This is a genomic window from Flavobacterium sp. 2755, assembly GCF_031455715.1.
Taxonomy (GTDB): Bacteria; Bacteroidota; Bacteroidia; order Flavobacteriales; family Flavobacteriaceae; genus Flavobacterium.
Window position 1 is genome coordinate 385,393 of sequence record NZ_JAVDTG010000004.1, and the last position, 17,458, is coordinate 402,850.

Annotated in this window: 14 protein-coding genes; 4 read left to right on the forward strand and 10 right to left on the reverse strand. The window is 35.3% G+C overall.

The window, feature by feature from the left end:
• The 3 genes from J2Y38_RS11920 to J2Y38_RS11930 form a co-directional block, all read right to left on the reverse strand.
• On the reverse strand, positions 1-1,245 hold the full coding sequence (locus J2Y38_RS11920) for a TolC family protein (protein ID WP_309842702.1): 1,245 nt from the start codon (positions 1,243-1,245) through the stop codon (positions 1-3).
• A 127-nt stretch (positions 1,246-1,372) separates the two neighbouring features.
• Positions 1,373-4,492 carry a CusA/CzcA family heavy metal efflux RND transporter gene (locus J2Y38_RS11925; RefSeq protein ID WP_309842704.1) on the reverse strand — a complete coding sequence of 1,040 codons (3,120 nt, stop codon included), beginning with the start codon at positions 4,490-4,492 and terminating at the stop codon, positions 1,373-1,375.
• 95 nt (positions 4,493-4,587) lie between these two features.
• Positions 4,588-4,911: a DUF6660 family protein gene (locus J2Y38_RS11930; protein WP_309842706.1), complete on the reverse strand. Its 324-nt coding sequence runs from the start codon at positions 4,909-4,911 to the stop codon at positions 4,588-4,590.
• Positions 4,912-5,189: 278 nt separating this feature from the next.
• Between J2Y38_RS11930 and J2Y38_RS11935 the strand changes: the two genes are divergently transcribed.
• Positions 5,190-6,311 (forward strand): hypothetical protein, encoded by a 1,122-nt coding sequence (locus J2Y38_RS11935; RefSeq protein WP_309842708.1) that lies wholly within the window; start codon positions 5,190-5,192, stop codon positions 6,309-6,311.
• Between the two features lie 9 nt (positions 6,312-6,320).
• Positions 6,321-7,088 (forward strand): porin family protein, encoded by a 768-nt coding sequence (locus J2Y38_RS11940; protein ID WP_309842710.1) that lies wholly within the window; start codon positions 6,321-6,323, stop codon positions 7,086-7,088.
• Here the strand turns inward: J2Y38_RS11940 and J2Y38_RS11945 are convergent, their stop codons facing one another.
• The 5 genes from J2Y38_RS11945 to J2Y38_RS11965 form a co-directional block, all read right to left on the reverse strand.
• Positions 7,089-7,673: a chemotaxis protein CheB gene (locus tag J2Y38_RS11945; protein WP_309842712.1), complete on the reverse strand. Its 585-nt coding sequence runs from the start codon at positions 7,671-7,673 to the stop codon at positions 7,089-7,091.
• The gene (locus J2Y38_RS11950; protein ID WP_309842714.1) at positions 7,655-8,464 is read right to left on the reverse strand and encodes a protein-glutamate O-methyltransferase CheR; all 810 of its coding nucleotides are present in this window, start codon (positions 8,462-8,464) and stop codon (positions 7,655-7,657) included. The genes J2Y38_RS11945 and J2Y38_RS11950 overlap by 19 nt, the downstream gene beginning before the upstream one ends.
• Positions 8,465-8,476: 12 nt before the next feature.
• Positions 8,477-8,842 (reverse strand): response regulator, encoded by a 366-nt coding sequence (locus J2Y38_RS11955; protein ID WP_309842716.1) that lies wholly within the window; start codon positions 8,840-8,842, stop codon positions 8,477-8,479.
• Between the two features lie 104 nt (positions 8,843-8,946).
• Positions 8,947-12,519, reverse strand: coding sequence for a response regulator (locus tag J2Y38_RS11960; protein WP_309842718.1), 3,573 nt, complete (start codon positions 12,517-12,519; stop codon positions 8,947-8,949).
• Positions 12,520-12,534: 15 nt separating this feature from the next.
• Entirely contained in the window at positions 12,535-13,749 is a 1,215-nt protein-coding gene (locus tag J2Y38_RS11965) for a response regulator (RefSeq protein ID WP_309842721.1), read from the reverse strand.
• Positions 13,750-14,123: 374 nt separating this feature from the next.
• Here J2Y38_RS11965 and J2Y38_RS11970 point away from each other — a divergent pair, with 374 nt between their 5' ends.
• Together J2Y38_RS11970 and J2Y38_RS11975 are read left to right on the forward strand one after the other, a co-directional pair.
• Complete coding sequence (locus J2Y38_RS11970; RefSeq protein WP_309842724.1) at positions 14,124-14,972, forward strand: SDR family oxidoreductase; 849 nt, start codon at positions 14,124-14,126, stop codon at positions 14,970-14,972.
• A gap of 223 nt (positions 14,973-15,195) precedes the next feature.
• Complete coding sequence (locus J2Y38_RS11975; RefSeq protein ID WP_309842726.1) at positions 15,196-15,456, forward strand: SemiSWEET transporter; 261 nt, start codon at positions 15,196-15,198, stop codon at positions 15,454-15,456.
• Between the two features lie 485 nt (positions 15,457-15,941).
• On the opposite strand, the gene J2Y38_RS11980 is transcribed toward J2Y38_RS11975, so the two are convergent.
• A complete protein-coding gene (locus J2Y38_RS11980) occupies positions 15,942-16,736 on the reverse strand; it encodes a hypothetical protein (protein ID WP_309842728.1) in 795 nt (264 codons plus the stop codon).
• A 372-nt stretch (positions 16,737-17,108) separates the two neighbouring features.
• Positions 17,109-17,447: a hypothetical protein gene (locus J2Y38_RS11985; RefSeq protein WP_309842730.1), complete on the reverse strand. Its 339-nt coding sequence runs from the start codon at positions 17,445-17,447 to the stop codon at positions 17,109-17,111.
• Positions 17,448-17,458: the final 11 nt, after the last annotated feature.

Below are 17,458 nucleotides of genomic sequence, written 5' to 3' on the forward strand. Positions count from 1 at the left end.
TTAATTGTTTTTAATGGTTGGGAATTGGAGTTCAATGGCACTTTGATTAAAACTGTGCGTAGCTTCTGCAAGTTGTTTTTTGATATCAATTGCCTGATTTAAAAAACTGATGTACGACCAATAACTCATGTCGCCGTTGGCATAACTTTTTTGTGCCGTATCAATAATCTGGTTGGCGTATTGCAATCCTTCATTTTGATAATAATCTAAGTTTTTTTGCTGTTTTTGAAAGTTATTCTGCAATTCTTCTTTTTGCAGGTTCAGAATAATTTTGTTTTTATCGAATGCCAATTGCGACTGCGAAATACTAATTTCTGATGCTTTGGCTTTTGCTGTATTTACACCGCCAAAAATCGGAATCTGTAATCCGGCGGTGAAACCCTGAAACAACGATTCGGTATTGATCGTTTGTGCAAAATATCCTAAACCTAATTTTGGTGTTCTGTTGGCTTTAAACGTTCCTGCTTCTTTTTGGTAAACCGAAATCTGCTGTTGGTAAAAATCCGTTAATAGCGTTTCGGCTTTTGAATCTTTGTTTTCTATAAAGGAATATTGCAGTGAAGTTGTTTCATCTGGAACGATATTTTCATTCGTCTGCACAAAAAACTGAAGCTGTCTTTGGTAAATAGCCAAATCGTAATTTAATTGTTCCTTTTGCGTTTCGATTTCTTTTACTTTGGCTTTGGCACTTATTACTTCAATGTTTCCGCTTTCTCCGGTTTTAAAACGGAGTTCGGCGTTCTTTAGGAATTTGGTGTAAATCTCGTTTAATTCTGAGTTTAACTTTTGAATTGAAATTCCGTATAAATATTGATGATAGGCTAAAGTCACCGCTTTTTCAAGTTCGTAAGAGGATAAAGCTTTTCGTTTCTCTGCCAGTTTTGCGAGTTCTTCCTGTAATTGTATGTTTGCTTTTGTGACGTTTCCTAACGGAAAAAATTGCTGTACTGAAATATTGTGGTCGAAATCAACGCTGTTAAATTGTCCGCCTTGATATTGAATCTGCAACGGATCGGGTTGAAAAGCGGTTTTCTTTAAAAGGGTTTGTTTTTCGATTTCTTTATCGGCAATTTTTAAGTCGATGTTGTTTGATTTGGCAAGTTCTATTGCTTTTTCTAAAGATATTTTACTTTGTGCTGATATCGCTGTGCTTGCTAATAGGAATGCACTTAACCGCAAAGTTCGCAAGGGATGCGCGAAGTTCGCAAAGTTTATTATTCTTAAATTATATAGTAACTTTTTCATTTTCTTTAATTTTTTGTTTCACGCAGATTTAAAAGGATTTAAGCAGATATGCGCAGATTATTTATTTGTTATTTTTAAAAATTAAATCTATTTGATCTGCTTGAATCTGAAGAATCTGCGTGAAAAATCATTTTACTTTACGGCTAAACTTCTCTAACATTAAATACAAAATCGGTAAAACGATTAACGTTAATAAGGTTGCAGAGATTAAACCGCCAATAACTACGGTTGCTAAAGGTTTCTGTACTTCTGCCCCGCCGCTTGTGGATAATGCCATTGGCAAAAATCCTAAAGAGGCTACGGCTGCGGTCATTAAAACGGGACGTAATCTGGTTTTGGTTCCGAATATAACTCGTTGCAGCGGATCTAAAATTCCTTCTGATTTTAATTGATTGAAATACGAAATCAGAACAATTCCGTTCAAAACCGCGATTCCGAATAAGGCAATAAATCCAATTCCGGCCGAAATACTAAACGGCATTCCTCTCAGCGAAAGCGCAAATACACCACCAATGGCAGATAATGGAATTGCTGTAAAGATTAAAAGTGCCTGTTTATAGCTCTTAAACGTAAAATACAGTAAAATCAAAATCAAACCTAAAGCGATTGGTAAGGCAACCGAAAGTCGTTTTGTGGCTTCGATTAAATTTTCAAATTGTCCGCCATACGTTACATAATAACCCGCAGGTAGTTTGAAATCTTTGTCAAGTTTCTGCTGAATTTCTTCAACAACGGTTTTAATATCTCTGCCGCGGACGTTTAAGCCAACGGTAATTCGGCGTTTTCCGTCTTCGCGCGTAACCTGTACCGGGCCTTGTTCATAATCAACACTTGCCACTTGCGAAAGCGGTACTTGCTGTCCGTTTGGCAATGGAATAAATAAATTGCTCACATCCGTAATATCAGCCCGATTTTCCTGATCCATTCTTACTACAACATCAAAACGTTTGCTTTCTTCGTAGATTTTTCCGGCACTTTCTCCGGCAAACGACGAACGAATAATTTGATTGATATCTGAAATATTCAATCCGTATAAAGCGATTTTATTGTAGTCGTATTTAATTGTGATTTGAGGCAGTCCGGTTATCTTATCGGCTTTTAGATCTCCGATTCCATCGATACTTTTTATTTTCGAAATCAATTCTGATGCTTTTGAATCTAATATTTCAAGATCATCACCAAAAATTTTGATGGCAATATCGCTTCGGCTTCCGGTCATTAATTCGTTAAAACGCATTTGAATGGGCTGCGAAATTTCGATGTTAGCGCCCGGAATTACTTCCATTTCTTCTTTCATCGCATTTGCCAGTTCTTCCCAATTATGGTATTTGCCTTTCCATTCTTTTTTGTCTTTTAAAACAATAATCAAATCGCCGCTTTCTATCGGCATTGGATCAGTTGGAATTTCACCACTTCCTATTTTGGTTACGATGGTTTTAATTTCAGGGAATTTGGCTTTAAGAATTTGTTCGTATTTAGTTGTCGTTTCCACCATCTGCGTAAGCGAACTTCCTGTCATGATTGAAGCATTAATGGCTAAGTCTCCTTCTTCAATTGTTGGTATAAATTCTCCTCCCATATTATTAAAGACAATTAATCCGAAAGCGAATAATCCGAGAGAAATTCCTAAAACTACTTTTTTGAATTCTAATGCTTTGTTTAAAAATGGCGTGTATAAATTCTCAAACCAAAGCATCATTCTATCGCTGAAGTTTTCCTTATGTTCTGTTTTCTTCGAAAGAAATAATGCACTCATCATTGGCACATATGTCAGCGAAAGCATAAACGCTCCAATTACGGCAAAACCAACTGTCATGGCCATTGGTTTAAACATTTTACCTTCGGTTCCTATTAAAGCGAGAATTGGTAAATACACAATTAGAATTATGATTTCTCCAAAAGCGGCACTATTCCTAATTTTGGATGCCGAATTGTAGATTTCAACATCCATTTCTTCTTGCGAAAGTTCTTTGTTTCGTTTGAGTTTTTGCAGATGATGCATCGAAGCTTCTACAATAATAACAGCTCCATCAACAATAATTCCGAAATCTATCGCGCCTAAACTCATAAGGTTTCCGCTTACACCAAAGGCATTCATTAAAATAATGGCAAATAACATCGCCAGCGGAATTACCGATGCAACGATCAATCCGGCACGAAGATTTCCTAAAAATAGAATCAGTACAAAAATGACAATTAAAGCTCCTTCTAATAAATTTTTAGTGACAGTTCCAATGGCGTTATCTACGAGTTTTCCTCTGTCAATAAAAGCTTCTGCAACGACACCTTCAGGCAGGCTTTTATTAATCTGGATCATTCTTTCATGAATTCGGTTTACAACTGCGCTGGAGTTTTCGCCTTTCAGCATTAAAACTAAACCCGAAACGATTTCTCCTTTTCCGTCTTTTGTTGATGCACCGTAACGTAACGCAACGCCTTCGCGAACCTGAGCGACATCACGAACCAAAACGGGAGATCCGTTTCTGTTTTTAACTACGACATTTCCAAGGTCTTTTACACCTTTTGCCATTCCCACACCGCGAATGAAATACGCATATTGATCTTTTTCTATATAAGCGCCTCCCGTATTTTGATTGTTTTTTTCTAAGGCATCAAAAATTTCGGTAATCGTTACGCCCAGACTGTTTAGCGTATTTGGGTTTACGGCGATTTCGTATTGCTTTAGTTTTCCGCCCCAGGTACTTACATCGGCAACGCCTCTAATTCCCTGCAATTGTGGAATAATGATCCAATCCTGAATGGTTCTTAGTTTTACGGCGTCGTATTTGTTTTCGTAGCCTTTTTTGGCGTACACATCATATTGGTAAATTTCACCTAAACCTGTTGTAATTGGCGCTAATTCCGGAGAACCTGCATAAGCGGGAATGTTTTCTTCGGCTTGTTTTAAGCGTTGAAAAATTTGTTCTCGCGCCCAGTAAATATCGACATTGTCTTCAAAAACAACGGTAACGACAGATAACCCAAAACGGGAAATACTGCGAAGTTCTATAATATCTGGAACGGTTTTTACAGCTTGTTCCAGCGGATATGTTATTAACTGCTCTACTTCCTGACTTGCCAAAGTGGGCGCTGTGGTGATAATCTGAACCTGATTATTGGTAACGTCCGGCAAGGCATCAAGCGGTAATTGTTTAAGCGAATAACTTCCCCACGCTATTAAAACGAGGGTAAATAATAGTATAACGAATTTGTTTCGTATACTAAACTGAATGATTTTATCTAGCATTTGAAATATATAATGACATGAGAATTTAGACAAAAGTTTGCCTGATACATTTGTGGAAAGTCCACAGTTCTCTAACCCGATTTATCGGGATATCATTATGCTATTTGAGGGGGCTGCCAAATACTTCCGCAGAAATTAGAAGTAAATACAGAATTGTAATTGGGTAAAGGAATTGAAATTTTGGTGTAAGTCGAAGGAAATTCGAAGTTTGCAGCTATCTGGTAACTTAAAACCTGCGCACCGCAGCAATTGCAGGCGCAAAATGGAGAACATAAATCATTGTCTTTATCGTGCGAATGATTTTCTTCTGATGCAAACTGGGCGGTTTTATGCATAGCGCTGTTCACTTCCATATCTGCACAGGGCATATTTGAAAGTGCCATCAAATAAATTGACATTACAATTGCTATCCATTTCATGACTGTAAAAATAATATATTATTCTGTTTGCTATTCAATCTGGCTCTAAAAAACTCATAATAGATTGATTTTTAAGCATTTTTATTAAAAAATAGTGCTTCTTAAAAGAAATTTTAGTTAACTTTAACACTAATTAACCGATATTATCGCATATTATCCCTCTCAATACCCTCATTTTATACACCTCTAAAAACAAAAGATAAGCCGAAATTCCCTAAGAATACATTAGTACATCATTATTCAAGCAGTTTTATTTTAATCAATTAACACTCTAATCAATGAAATGTAAAAAACTAATATCAGCCCTTTTTTTATTATTTAGTGTTCCATTTTTCGGTCAGGTTTATACCGATAAAATCGTAGGAGAAAAAAACCAGGAATTAAAAGATAGTCTTAAAGTAGAAAAATATCCCTACGCTCTGCCTATTTGGGGAGAAAAAGTAGCTCAAAAAGGATATAATTTACCGTATTCTGCGGGATTATCTGTAAACTACTTTTGGCAGGATTCTGAGATTGTGATAAGCAATTTAGAAGTTGGTTTTAATAACGGCCCGCTTTATAATCTTGATGAAATAGTACGCTTCGATAAATCTTCTGTCGAAGCCGGCGCATTGACCATAAGACCGGATATTTGGTTACTTCCTTTTTTGAATATTTACGGAATTTTTGGCAAAGCCAATACAACAACAAAAATAAATGCCGGAATCTGGATTCCTGATGCTGACAATAATTGGTCTGAAGTGGCCAATTTTGGAACATCTGCCAATTTTGATGCTACTACTTTTGGTTTGGGTATGACGCCTACAATTGGTATTGGCGGCGGCTGGCTGGCATTAGATATGAATATGGCCTGGACGGATATCAGTGCGCTGGATAAACCTGCGTTTTCTTATGTTTTTGGTCCCAGACTGGGTAAAACTTTTAAGCTTAGTAAACCGGAACGAAATATTGCAGTTTGGGTTGGCGGTTTCAGGGTTCATATTAATGGCGGTACAAATGGAAATCTTGCTTTATCAGATATTTTCGATTTGAGTACGGCACAGGGTAAAGTAGATAACGGTTTGACAAAAGTATCTGAAAACCAAACAAAAGTCGACACCTGGTGGAATGGTTTAACTCCTGCACAGCAGGCAAATCCTGGTAATATTGCCAAACATAATACTGCCAATCGTGCTTTAGAAAGAGCTGGTACATTTTTAACCACTTTAGATGGCGCTTTGAGTACTGCAAATCAGTCTACAATTCAGTATTCGCTGCAAAAAAGACCTAAGGATATGTGGAATTTTATTGTGGGAACGCAGTTTCAATACAATAAACATTTTATGTTTAGGCTTGAAGCAGGTTTCCTGGCAAGTCGTACGCAGGCTTTGGCTGGTTTACAATATCGTTTTGGATTATAACCTATTTTTATGAAAAAAGGTTTATTATTACTCGTCACTTTTTTTTGTATGAATCAGGCGGAATCTCAGGTTTTGATTTCTTTGATTTTTGGTGATAAACTAAATTCTCCTTTTTTAGAGTTTGGTTTAGAAGGCGGTATCAATCTTTCTGATATTTCTAATCTGGAAAGTTCCGGATTGAATCCCGGTTTTAATCTTGGTTTTTATTTTGATATAAAATCAAAGCAAAATCCGGCCTGGATGATTAATACGGGTGTTATTGTAAAATCTCCTATGGGCGCACGGCAAATCCCCGTTTATTCTTTAGAAGATGAAAATCTGGACAATACTTTTGCGGGGGGAACTGTTGATCGTGAGATTCGATATTTTAATGTGCCTATTTTGATTAAGTATCAGTTCAAAAATCGAATTTATCTTAAAACAGGACCTCAGTTTGGACTTTTGGCTTCGGCTTTTGATAAGTTTAAAAATGAGATTAATGATAATGATGTGGTTTATAAGAAAAAAATCAGAGATCAGATTCGTGTTATTGATGCCGGAATTGCTTTTGGTACAGGATATCACATGAATGTGGGCAACGGATTAAACATAACTATTCAATATTATTACGGATTGGTTCCTGTTATGAAAGGTGATGGACCAAATGTATATAACAGATCTTTATATCTTACTGCCGGAATACCTATTGGGAAAGGAAAAGCTGCACAAAAACGTGCTGAAAAAGAGGCAGAACTGAACAAAGTTATTCTTCCTGAAGATGAAGTGCCTAAAAAATAATCAACGGTTTATTGAGTTGAGTAATGCCAATATTTCTTCATTAGTTAAAACATAATCCGGTGTTGTAAATAATATGGCATTATTGGGCATAAATGGCATATCTGCCGAAAGTGGATTTTGTACTACAATTTTTCCGCCGGCTTCCTGAATGGCTTGTAATCCAGAAGTTCCGTCTGTATTGGAACCTGAAAATAGAATTCCAACCAAAGAACTTCCGTAGATTTCTGCCGCCGATTCAAATGAAACGTCGATGCTTGGACGGCTGTAATTGATTTTTTCTGAGGTATCTAGTGCCAATGTATCATCTTTTTCAAATAATAAATGATAATTAGACGGCGCAATATATACAAAACCGGGTATAAGAATGGTTTTATCTTCTATTGGCTTTACGGGAATACTGGATTTTAAAGCAATTAATTCCTCTAAGGTCTGATCGTCTGTGCTTTTGCGGTGTACAACAATTACGATTGCATAATTATGCAGTGCCGTTAATTCGGGTAAAATTCGCATTAAAGCATTTAAACTCCCTGCCGATCCTCCTATTATTACTAATCTGCAGTTTGATATTATCTTATTTTCCTCCATATTTTCTCTTTTTCAAATTGTTTGTATTTGCCGGGAGAAATAGAATACTTTATTGTTTCTTTTGTGCCTAAGGCCAAAAAACCTAAAACGGCTAAACTTTCATCAAATAAATTAATAACTCTTTTTTGAAGTTCGCTGTCAAAATAAATCAAAACATTGCGGCACAAAATAATGTCAAATTCATTGAATGAAGTATCTGAAACTAAATTGTGCTGTGAATATACCATTTTTTGGGATAACTCTTCGTTGAATTTTGCAATGCCGTAATTGGCGGTATAATAACTCGAAAAATCTTCCTGCCCGCCTGCATCACGGTAATTTTGTGAATACTCTTTCATCATTCTGAGCGGGAAAATTCCTTTTTTGGCTGTTTCTAAAACTGTGGCATTAATATCAGTGGCATAAATAAGGGATTTATGCAATAAACCTGCTTCTTTAAGCATTATAGCCATAGAATAGACTTCTTCGCCAGTAGAGCAGCCTGCATGCCACAATCTGATAAAAGGTTTTGTGCCTAATAACGGTAAAATTTCGTTTCGCAAAATACCATAAAATGTCGGGTCACGAAACATTTCTGTAACATTGACCGTAATTTCGTCGACCATTTTTTTGTAATACTCAGGATCAGAACGAACTTTTGAGAGAAATTCGTGAAAATGATCAAATCCGCCTAATTGATATACCCTATATACGCGTCTTTTTAATGATGCTCTTGAATAACTTCCAAAATCAAAACCGTAGTATTCATAAACTTCGTTAATAAGTGTTTCTAATTCGATATCTTCAATCATAATCTAATACATTCAAATTTTGCTTAAAATAAGCAGTAACTTATCAACATCTACCGGTTTTGAGATGTAATCATCTGCCCCAGCCTCTAAACATTTTTCTTTGTCGCCTGTCATAGCCTGAGCTGTAACTGCAATTACGAAAGTTGATTTTCTTGACGGAATGGCTTTTATTAGCGGAATAGCTTCATAACCATCCATTTCGGGCATCATCATATCCAGCAAAACTGCATCAATAATTTCGTCCGTTTTCAATAACTTTATTGCATCTTCGGCACTTGAACAAGACAAACAATCGTATGACTTAACACGTAAGGTATGTGTTAATGCGAAAATGTTTCTAGGATCATCATCTACAATTAAAAGTCGTTTTTTACTCATATTGCTTTTATATTTTTTTTGCCACAGATTAAAAGGATTAAAAAAGATTTTTTTTATAATCTGTGAACATCCTTTTAATCTGTGGCATAACTTTTCTTTACTTTTTAAACTTTATCGTACAGCCAAACTCGCAATAACGATAATAACTGGTCAACATCTACCGGTTTTGTAATATAATCTGATGCGCCGGCTTTTATGCATTTTTCCCTGTCGCCTGTCATTGCTTTTGCGGTTACGGCTATTACAGGTAAATTTAAGAACTTCGGATTGGCGCGTATTTTTTCGGCAGTTTCGTAACCGTCCATATGCGGCATCATCATATCTAATAAAACGACATCGGTATCTGGGTTTTCGCTTAGAACTTTAATGGCGTCATTTCCGTCAAAAGCTGTAATGATTGTCATTTTAAATACTTCCAATGCTTTTGTAAGCGAATAAATGTTACGAACATCATCATCCACGATCAGTACTTTTTTGTCGTGCAGAATGTTATTTAGTAAATTTAGCTTTTTATGTCCTTCTTTTTGGTTTTTTCCTTCTTTTTTATCTTCTACTAAATGCAGGAATAACGAAACCTCATCTAACATTCTTTGATACGAATGAGCCGTTTTTACAATAATAGAATCAGCATATTTCTTAATTTTTACTTCTTCTTTTAATGATAAACTTTTTCCTGTAAAGACAATTACCGGAAGTTTCTCTAAGCCCGGATTTTTCTTAATGCCATCCAGAATTTGGTACGCTTGTTTATCCGGAATTCCCATATCCAGAATTACACAGTCAACTTCTGTTTTATTTAAGGCCTGAATTCCGTCGGCAACTTCGCTTTTTATCTCAGAATTGATATTGTACGTTTCTAAGAAATAAGACAATGCTTTGGCGTGTTTCGGGTTGTCTTCGATAATTAAAACCTTTTGCGCTTCTTTATTAATAATGTGTTCAATTCTTAAAAACACATCCGGAATTTTATCAAATGCTACCGGTTTATCTAAAAAGTCTACTGCACCTTTTAATAAACTTTCCTGTTTCAATTTATGTGATGACATAATATGAACGGGAATATGTTTGGTTTCGGCATGATTTTTTAATTCTTCCAGAACTTCCCACCCGCTTTTTACCGGAAGTTCAATATCTAATAAAACACCAGCGGGTTTATACAGCAAAGTAAAGTTTAAGGCATGATCGCCTCTTACGGCAACAATTCCTTTATAACCTTTGTTTCGTGAAAAAGCCAAAAGCGATTTTGCAAAATTGATATCGTCTTCAACTATTAAAATTACCTTATCTCCTTCTATTATTGCATTTCTATCATCATCTATTTCATCTGGAATAGTTGAGCTTATATATTTTTTTGCAGGCGTTCCTTCTTCTTTTTCAGGTTCTAATTCTACAAAATCTGTTGGAGGAATTTTGTCGACATTTACTTTATTAAGTGCAGATCCAAATACTGGCAGACATAACGTAAAGCTGCTTCCTTCATTAACTCTGCTATGCAGGATAATTTCTCCTTTAAGCAGTTTTGCCAATTCCCTGCTGATGGATAATCCTAAACCAGTTCCGCCATATTTACGTTTTGTTGAACCATCGGCCTGCTGGAATGCTTCGAAAACCAGCGGCTGTTTTTCTAACGGAATTCCAATTCCGGTATCTTTTACAATGAAGCAGATAATTTTATCATCGTCTGTATTGATTTTGATTTCGAGCGTAACTTTTCCTTTTTCAGTAAATTTAATAGCATTCGAAATCAGGTTTTTTAGAATTTGTTCTAAACGCATTTTGTCTGTTTTAATGACAATTGGCGCTTCTTTCGAAATAATTTCAAATTCAATTCCTTTTTCTTTGGCAACCAAATTAAAGAGATTCCAAAGTGTATCTGTGATTTCTTTAGTCGAAATATCTAAAAACTCTAATTCCATTTTACCGGCTTCAATTTTAGATAAATCGAGAATTTCATCAATTAAACCCAATAAACTGTTTCCTGAACTCTGAATAACTTTAGCAAATTCAATTTCTTCATTGTTCATACTTTTGTTATTATTCTCTGATAACAAACGGCTTAAAAGCAAAATTGAATTAAGAGGTGTTCTTAATTCGTGTGACATATTGGCCAAAAACTCTGATTTGTAGCGTGTTGTTAATTCTAAAGCTTCTGATTTCTTTTGAATTTCATTGTTTTTTTCTTCCAATAAAACACTTCTTTCCGAAAGTTCTTCATTGGTTTGTTCCAATTCTTCCTGCTGTACGCGTAATTCTTCTTCCGAAGCCTGTAGTTTTTCAGTCTGTGCTTCTAATTCCGCATTAATAGCTTCCAGTTCGCTGTGCTGTGTCTGAAGCTCTTCTGACTGCGATTTTGTTTCTTCCAGCAGTTCTAATACTCTTTTTCTGTTTTGAGTTGATTTTAAGGCGATTCCAATGTTATTGGCTACATTTCTCAAAAACTCTAAATGCAGTTCAGAAAAACCGTAAATACTTGCTAATTCAACTGCTCCTTCAATTTTGTTATCCTGCAGCGGAACCGCCACAATATGTGTAGGTTTAACTTGTCCTAAAGCATAATTTATTTGAATATCATCTGCAGATAATGTTTTTAATTCTAATATTTTTCCAGATGAAATGGCCTGACCAATTAAACCTTCGCCTTTTCGAATGCGTTCGCGGTTTTTGCTCGGTATATAGCTATATCCTCCAGAAGATACTAATTCGTTTTCTTCAATAATATATAAAACTCCGGCGCTGCTGTTTGTATATTGGCATAAAAACTCAATAACATCTTTAGAGAGTTTCTGCATTGTTTTTTCGCCCAGCATAGCATTATTTAACTCTGCAATTCCAGTTTGAAGCCATTCTTTTTGAGACAGAAGTTCAAATGAGCTTTTAAGGGAAATTCCCATTGTGTTCAAAGATTCTCCTACACTTCCAAGTGCATCGGCTTTTGTATCGTCTACACGAATATCGTAGTTTCCTTTTGAAATATTGGTTGCTATGTTACTGATTGCTTCAATTCTCTGCGCTGTTTCAAAATCTTTTTTCTCAAGCTCTTTTTGCAATGCAGAACGTTCGTTATAATCTTTTAGAATTCTGATCAGGAAAACTATTGAAATAATAAAAGCGATGAAAAACGCCACTATAATTAAAATTAAACTATAATTACCGTAACGTTCTGAGCTTGCATTTCGTTCTTCCAGCAGTTTTTGTTCTGTGTTTTCTATCTTTTTGATAACCGCTCGAATATCGCCCATCATTACCCTGCCTTCATTTAAGTCGAAAGCCAGTGTTTCCTTGTTTAAACGCTTTTTTACGATTTGATTATTGAGGTATTTAAAGAACCCGGAACGCTTTGATGCTAAATCGTTTAACAGTTTTTGCTGTGAAGGATTATCAATAGTAAGCTCTTCCAGCTTTTCAAAATAAGTATTTGATTTAGCTTCAGATTCATTAAATCGGTCTACAAACTGTTCGTCACCGGTTAATAAATAACCGCGCATACTCGTTTGAGCTTCTGTAATAATGGCCGAACCTTCGTTTAGGTTATAAATAACATCCTGAGTATGGTTTACCCAAAAATTACTGGATAACAAGCTTTTAATGCTGATAAACGATGCAACAGAACTAATAGTAAGCACTAATAATGAAACTAATGAACTGATTAGCAGATTTCTTTTAAAGTTACCATTCATGGTTTTCGATTGTATTTATTCGTATTTTAGGGGAAGAACAATAATAAAGCTGGCACCTTTGCCTACTTCACTTCTTGCCGTGATTAATCCGTTGTGTTTTTCTATGATTTTTTTTGCAATTGCCAGACCAATTCCGGTTCCTTCATAAGTCTGTCGGTCGTTTAAACTCTGGAAAATAATAAAAATTCGGTCCAGATAAATTTCATCAAAACCAATTCCGTTATCTTTTACCACAATCCTGCAATACTTACCTTCTGGAGCGGTTGGACTGTCAAAAGATTTATCGGCAATTAATTCAGAGGTTATTTCGATTAAAGGCGGTACGTCACCACCCGAGAATTTAAGAGCATTTCCAATTAAATTCTGAAAAACCTGCCTTAACTGACTCGGAATACTGTCTATTGTGGGGAGTTCTGTAGCTTTTACAGTCGCATTTTTTCTTTCAATTAAATAATCAAAATCGGAAAGAACTTCCTGTAAAACTACATTAAGATCTGTAACTTCCGGTTTAACCTGCGCTGATAATCTGGAATATGCGAGAAGATCTGTAATAAGGGTCTGCATTCTTTCGGCAGATTTTATGGTCCTGTCGACATAATCAATTCCCTTTTCATCTTCTTTCAAATAAAGTTCCTTGATTATTTTAATAAAGATTTGGATTTTCCTTATAGGTTCATTTAAATCGTGCGAAACTACCCAGGCAAACTGCTGTAATTCGTGGTTTTTCATCTCTAATTCTTCGTTTTTCAAAACCAGTTCTTTGGTTCTTTCCGCGATTTTAATTTCGAGATTATCCTGAGCTTCTTTTCTAATTTTGATTTCTTTAGAAAGAAGGTCTTTTATGCCTTTAAGCTCATTTTGCTGTTCATAGATTTTGATGAAGGTTTTTACCTTCAGCATTAATAAATCAGTATCAACAGGTTTTGTAATGTATTCTACCGCACCGCTTTCATAACCTTTAAAAATGTATTTTTTTTCGATGTTTAATGCCGAAAGAAAAATTACAGGAATGTCTTTGGTTCGTTTGTTTCCAGAAAGAATTTTTACTACTTCGAAGCCGTCAAGACCGGGCATCTGAACGTCCATAATGATAAGACAGTAGTTGGTTTTTAAAATTTTCTTCAGGGCTTCTTCACCAGACTCGGCAGTATCTACGTCAATATTGTGAAGTTCTAATGTTTTCTTTAAGGCAATAATATTTACCTTGATATCATCAACAATTAATACCATGCTGTTATGGGGAATAAAGCGTTACGAGTTAAAAAATATTGAATCATTGGTTTGAAAGAGTTCTTATTTAAAATATCTGATCCTATTTTAAATATAGTTGGTGTAACTTTCAAATTTAGAAAAAAAAGGAGCATTCACTTTTCACATCCGTATCTAATTCGTTACATAATTCCCATGTATTATTGCGTAACTTGATTGAATTTATGAAACTCAGCGTATTAAAAATTCTATCATTTGAGGAAAACTTAAAATAATTATAGCTTTTTTCTTTCTTTTTAATTTATTGAGGTAATCAAAAAATTGTTACAGCCTCTTTTTCCTTGGTCATTCCGCTAACTTTAATAGTTAAAATTTGTTGTTTAAAATTACATGTTATGAAAAAGCCTAAAACATTCCCCGAGCAAAAACAAGAGCTTCCGGGAAACGAACATAAAATGAATCCCGAACCGGAAATTATAAGAGAAAACTACACCGGAAGCGGAAAACTTCTGGGCAAAACTGCTTTTATAACCGGCGGCGACAGCGGAATTGGCCGAAGTGCTGCTGTACATTTTGCGCGTGAAGGTGCCAATATTGCCATTGTTTATTTAAAAGAAGATAAAGATGCGAAGGAAACCAAAGCGATGATTGAAAAAGAAGGACAGCAATGTCTGCTTATAAGCGGAGATTTGAAGGATGAGAAATTCTGTAAAGAAGCTATTAAAAAGTGTATTACGGCTTTTAAAACTATAAATGTGTTGGTGAATAATGCTGCTATTCAATTTCCGCAAAATGAACTGGAAAAAATTACCGCAGCGCAATTGCATAAAACATTTGAAACTAATATTTATCCGTATTTCTATATTACTAAAGCAGCACTTCCGTATTTAAAAGAAGGCGATACGATTATTAATACTAGTTCTGTAACTGCGTATCGCGGCAGCGAGCATTTAGTAGACTATTCGAGTACAAAAGGCGCTATTGTAAGTTTTACAAGATCATTATCGACGATGCTTGCCAAAAGAAAAATCAGGGTAAATGGCGTTGCGCCAGGACCAATATGGACGCCTTTGATCGTGGCAAGTTTTGACAAGCTTTCTGACTTCGGAAAAGATAATCCGATGGAAAGAGCCGGACAGCCCTCTGAAGTTGGACCTGCGTATGTTTTCCTGGCATGCGAAGACAGCAGTTATATCACCGGCCAGTTTATTCATATTAACGGCGGAGAACTTGTTGGTGGATGATAAGATTGCCCACAGATTTTACGGATTAAACAGGATTACGCTGGTTATTTGTCATTTCGACGGAGGAGAAATCGCACGCGAGAATCCGCAAAGTAAGGCTCTTCATCATTCCTTCGCCAGTATAACAAAAAAAGAAATCCGTGCAAATCCGTTTAATCCGTAAAACCCGTGGGCAAAAAAACTCAGAACCTTAGCCTCTCAGCCCCTTAGAACCTTAAAAAAAATGAACTACATAGACATCATAGGATTATTTGCGGGAGCTTGCATTACACTCTCCACAATTCCACAGATTTTAAAGGTTTGGAAAACCAAGAAAGTAAAAGATATTTCGCTTAAAACTTTCAGCATTCTGACTTTCGGAATCGTAGTTTGGATTATTTACGGGGTTTTAAAAAATGATCTCCCTATAATAATTACAAACAGCGTTTCGTTGTGCCTGAATCTCGTTATGGTATATTTTATTATTTATTATGAAAAAGAGTAATCTGAGATGCTGAGTTTTTTTGCCCGCGGGTTTTACTGATTTAAAAGGGTTTTCGCAGATTTAATTTAATTTGGTTTGTGTTGAGTTTTAATCTCGCAAAGGCGCAGAGACGCAAAGTTTTTTAAGTTAATAGCGTCCAGCTTTAGCTGGATGGAAAAATAATTAACGCATAAAAGGCTTTAGCCAAACCTCAATATTTTGGTTAAAGCCTTTTTAAAATTCTATTCTAAAACCTCCAGCTAAAGCTGGAGGCAATTCAAAAAATCCTTTAATCTTTATAATGTGTGACAAAAAAAACTTTGCGTCTCTGCGCCTTTGCGAGATTAAAACTCAGCGTAAACCCTTTTAAATCAGTAAAACCCCTGGGCAAAAAAACTTAGAATCTCAGCATCTCAGAACCTTAGAACCTTTAAATAAAAAAAACAGCTTCTTTAGGAAAAGCTGTTTTTTTTCGTAATAGTAGTAGTTAATATATATAATGCTTGTCAGCTAGCTAATTTTTGATTGTATGGTTTAAATGAAAAATGATATTTTGCTCTAAAATGTCTTGCTGCGGCAAGTATTTCAGAAAAATTCATGGTTGAAATTCGTTTGATTTCATTAATCGGTTTCATTGCCAGATTAACAACAGGATCAAATGTGCTTAGGTAATTAAAACTGTGCTGTTCTACCTCTATTTCAACAATATTTTTTAGAATACTTTTTTTAAGCAGTGTTCCAACAAGTCCTTTTTGTGGAACGGTTTCGTATTCTTTTATTCTTTTTGAGATCCTGGAATTCTCTTTTCCTATGTAAATATAATTTCCTGAATCGTTTGTAAAATGCTGCTTAACCTGAGTAACCAATTCTGTATTTTTACTTTCAATAGTCGGCATTCCCAGTAATGTAAACTGAATGCGTTTGTGGCTTTCAAAATACAAAACACTATTGATAACCGAAGAATTACTTAAAACAGCCGATTGTTTTTTGCTTAAAACCTTCTTTTCTCCATTGGCACCAAAACTATGGCTTATGTTTCCGTTTTCACAGTAAACAAAAAATACAGGCGCTGTTTTAAAAGATTCGATACTTAAACTAACTTCCTGATCAAATTCAAGATCAAAATGCATGAACAGAACTTTATCATCAAATCGGTTTCCTTTAATGGAACCTTTTGTCCATTTTGATTTAATCTCTAAATTATATTCATTGTTGTTAGCAGTAAGTTCTCCGCTAAAGCTGTCTTTTAAGTCGTTAAAAACGGCATCAAATCCTCCAGTATTTATGTAAAGTTTTTTCATTTGCTTTGGTTTTAAAAAAAGTTGTTTTTGTACTTATTTCTGTAATCAAACAACTTATGGTTCTTTCCTCATTTTCTATAAACCAAATTTCGTACTTATTGCAAATCAAATCCTTATACAATTTCAATCAGAAATTTCATAATTTTTAGCTGCGTAGGGACAAAGGTTCAAAGTTGCAAAGTGACAAAGGTTCTTCTCTCAATATCTTTAGAAAAGACGCACTGCAGTGCGTCTCTACAAAAACCTTTGTCACTCTGTCGCTCTGTCGCTTTGAACCTTCGAGCGAAGCTCAAAAAAAGAAAAAACAGCTGCTCCAGAATAAATCTGGAACAACTGCTCCTCAGCAAAATAAAAATACTTATCTATTTTATTTTAGGTAAGTTCACTAATGTCTGCGTTTTTTGAATAATTTTTCTTTGGGATATCTTTAAAAAATTCAGCTTCTTCTAAATCTGCTGTTGGGCCGTATCCTAATAAATGTGTTCCTTTTTCCTGATCTTTTGTTTCAATAACATATAAAATGGACATATCATCCGGATCGCTCATTCCTTCATAACGGTGATGTGCTACAATATAAATTTCTTCTGGTTTGTAAGCGTATTTTGTTTCTGCATCAATTAAACAGCCATTATCGAATAAATAATTCTTTGTATAGCCTTCATCCTGATATTTTTGTATATAGTCGGTTTCGTGTTTTTGTTCTCTTTTCATGATTTTACTGA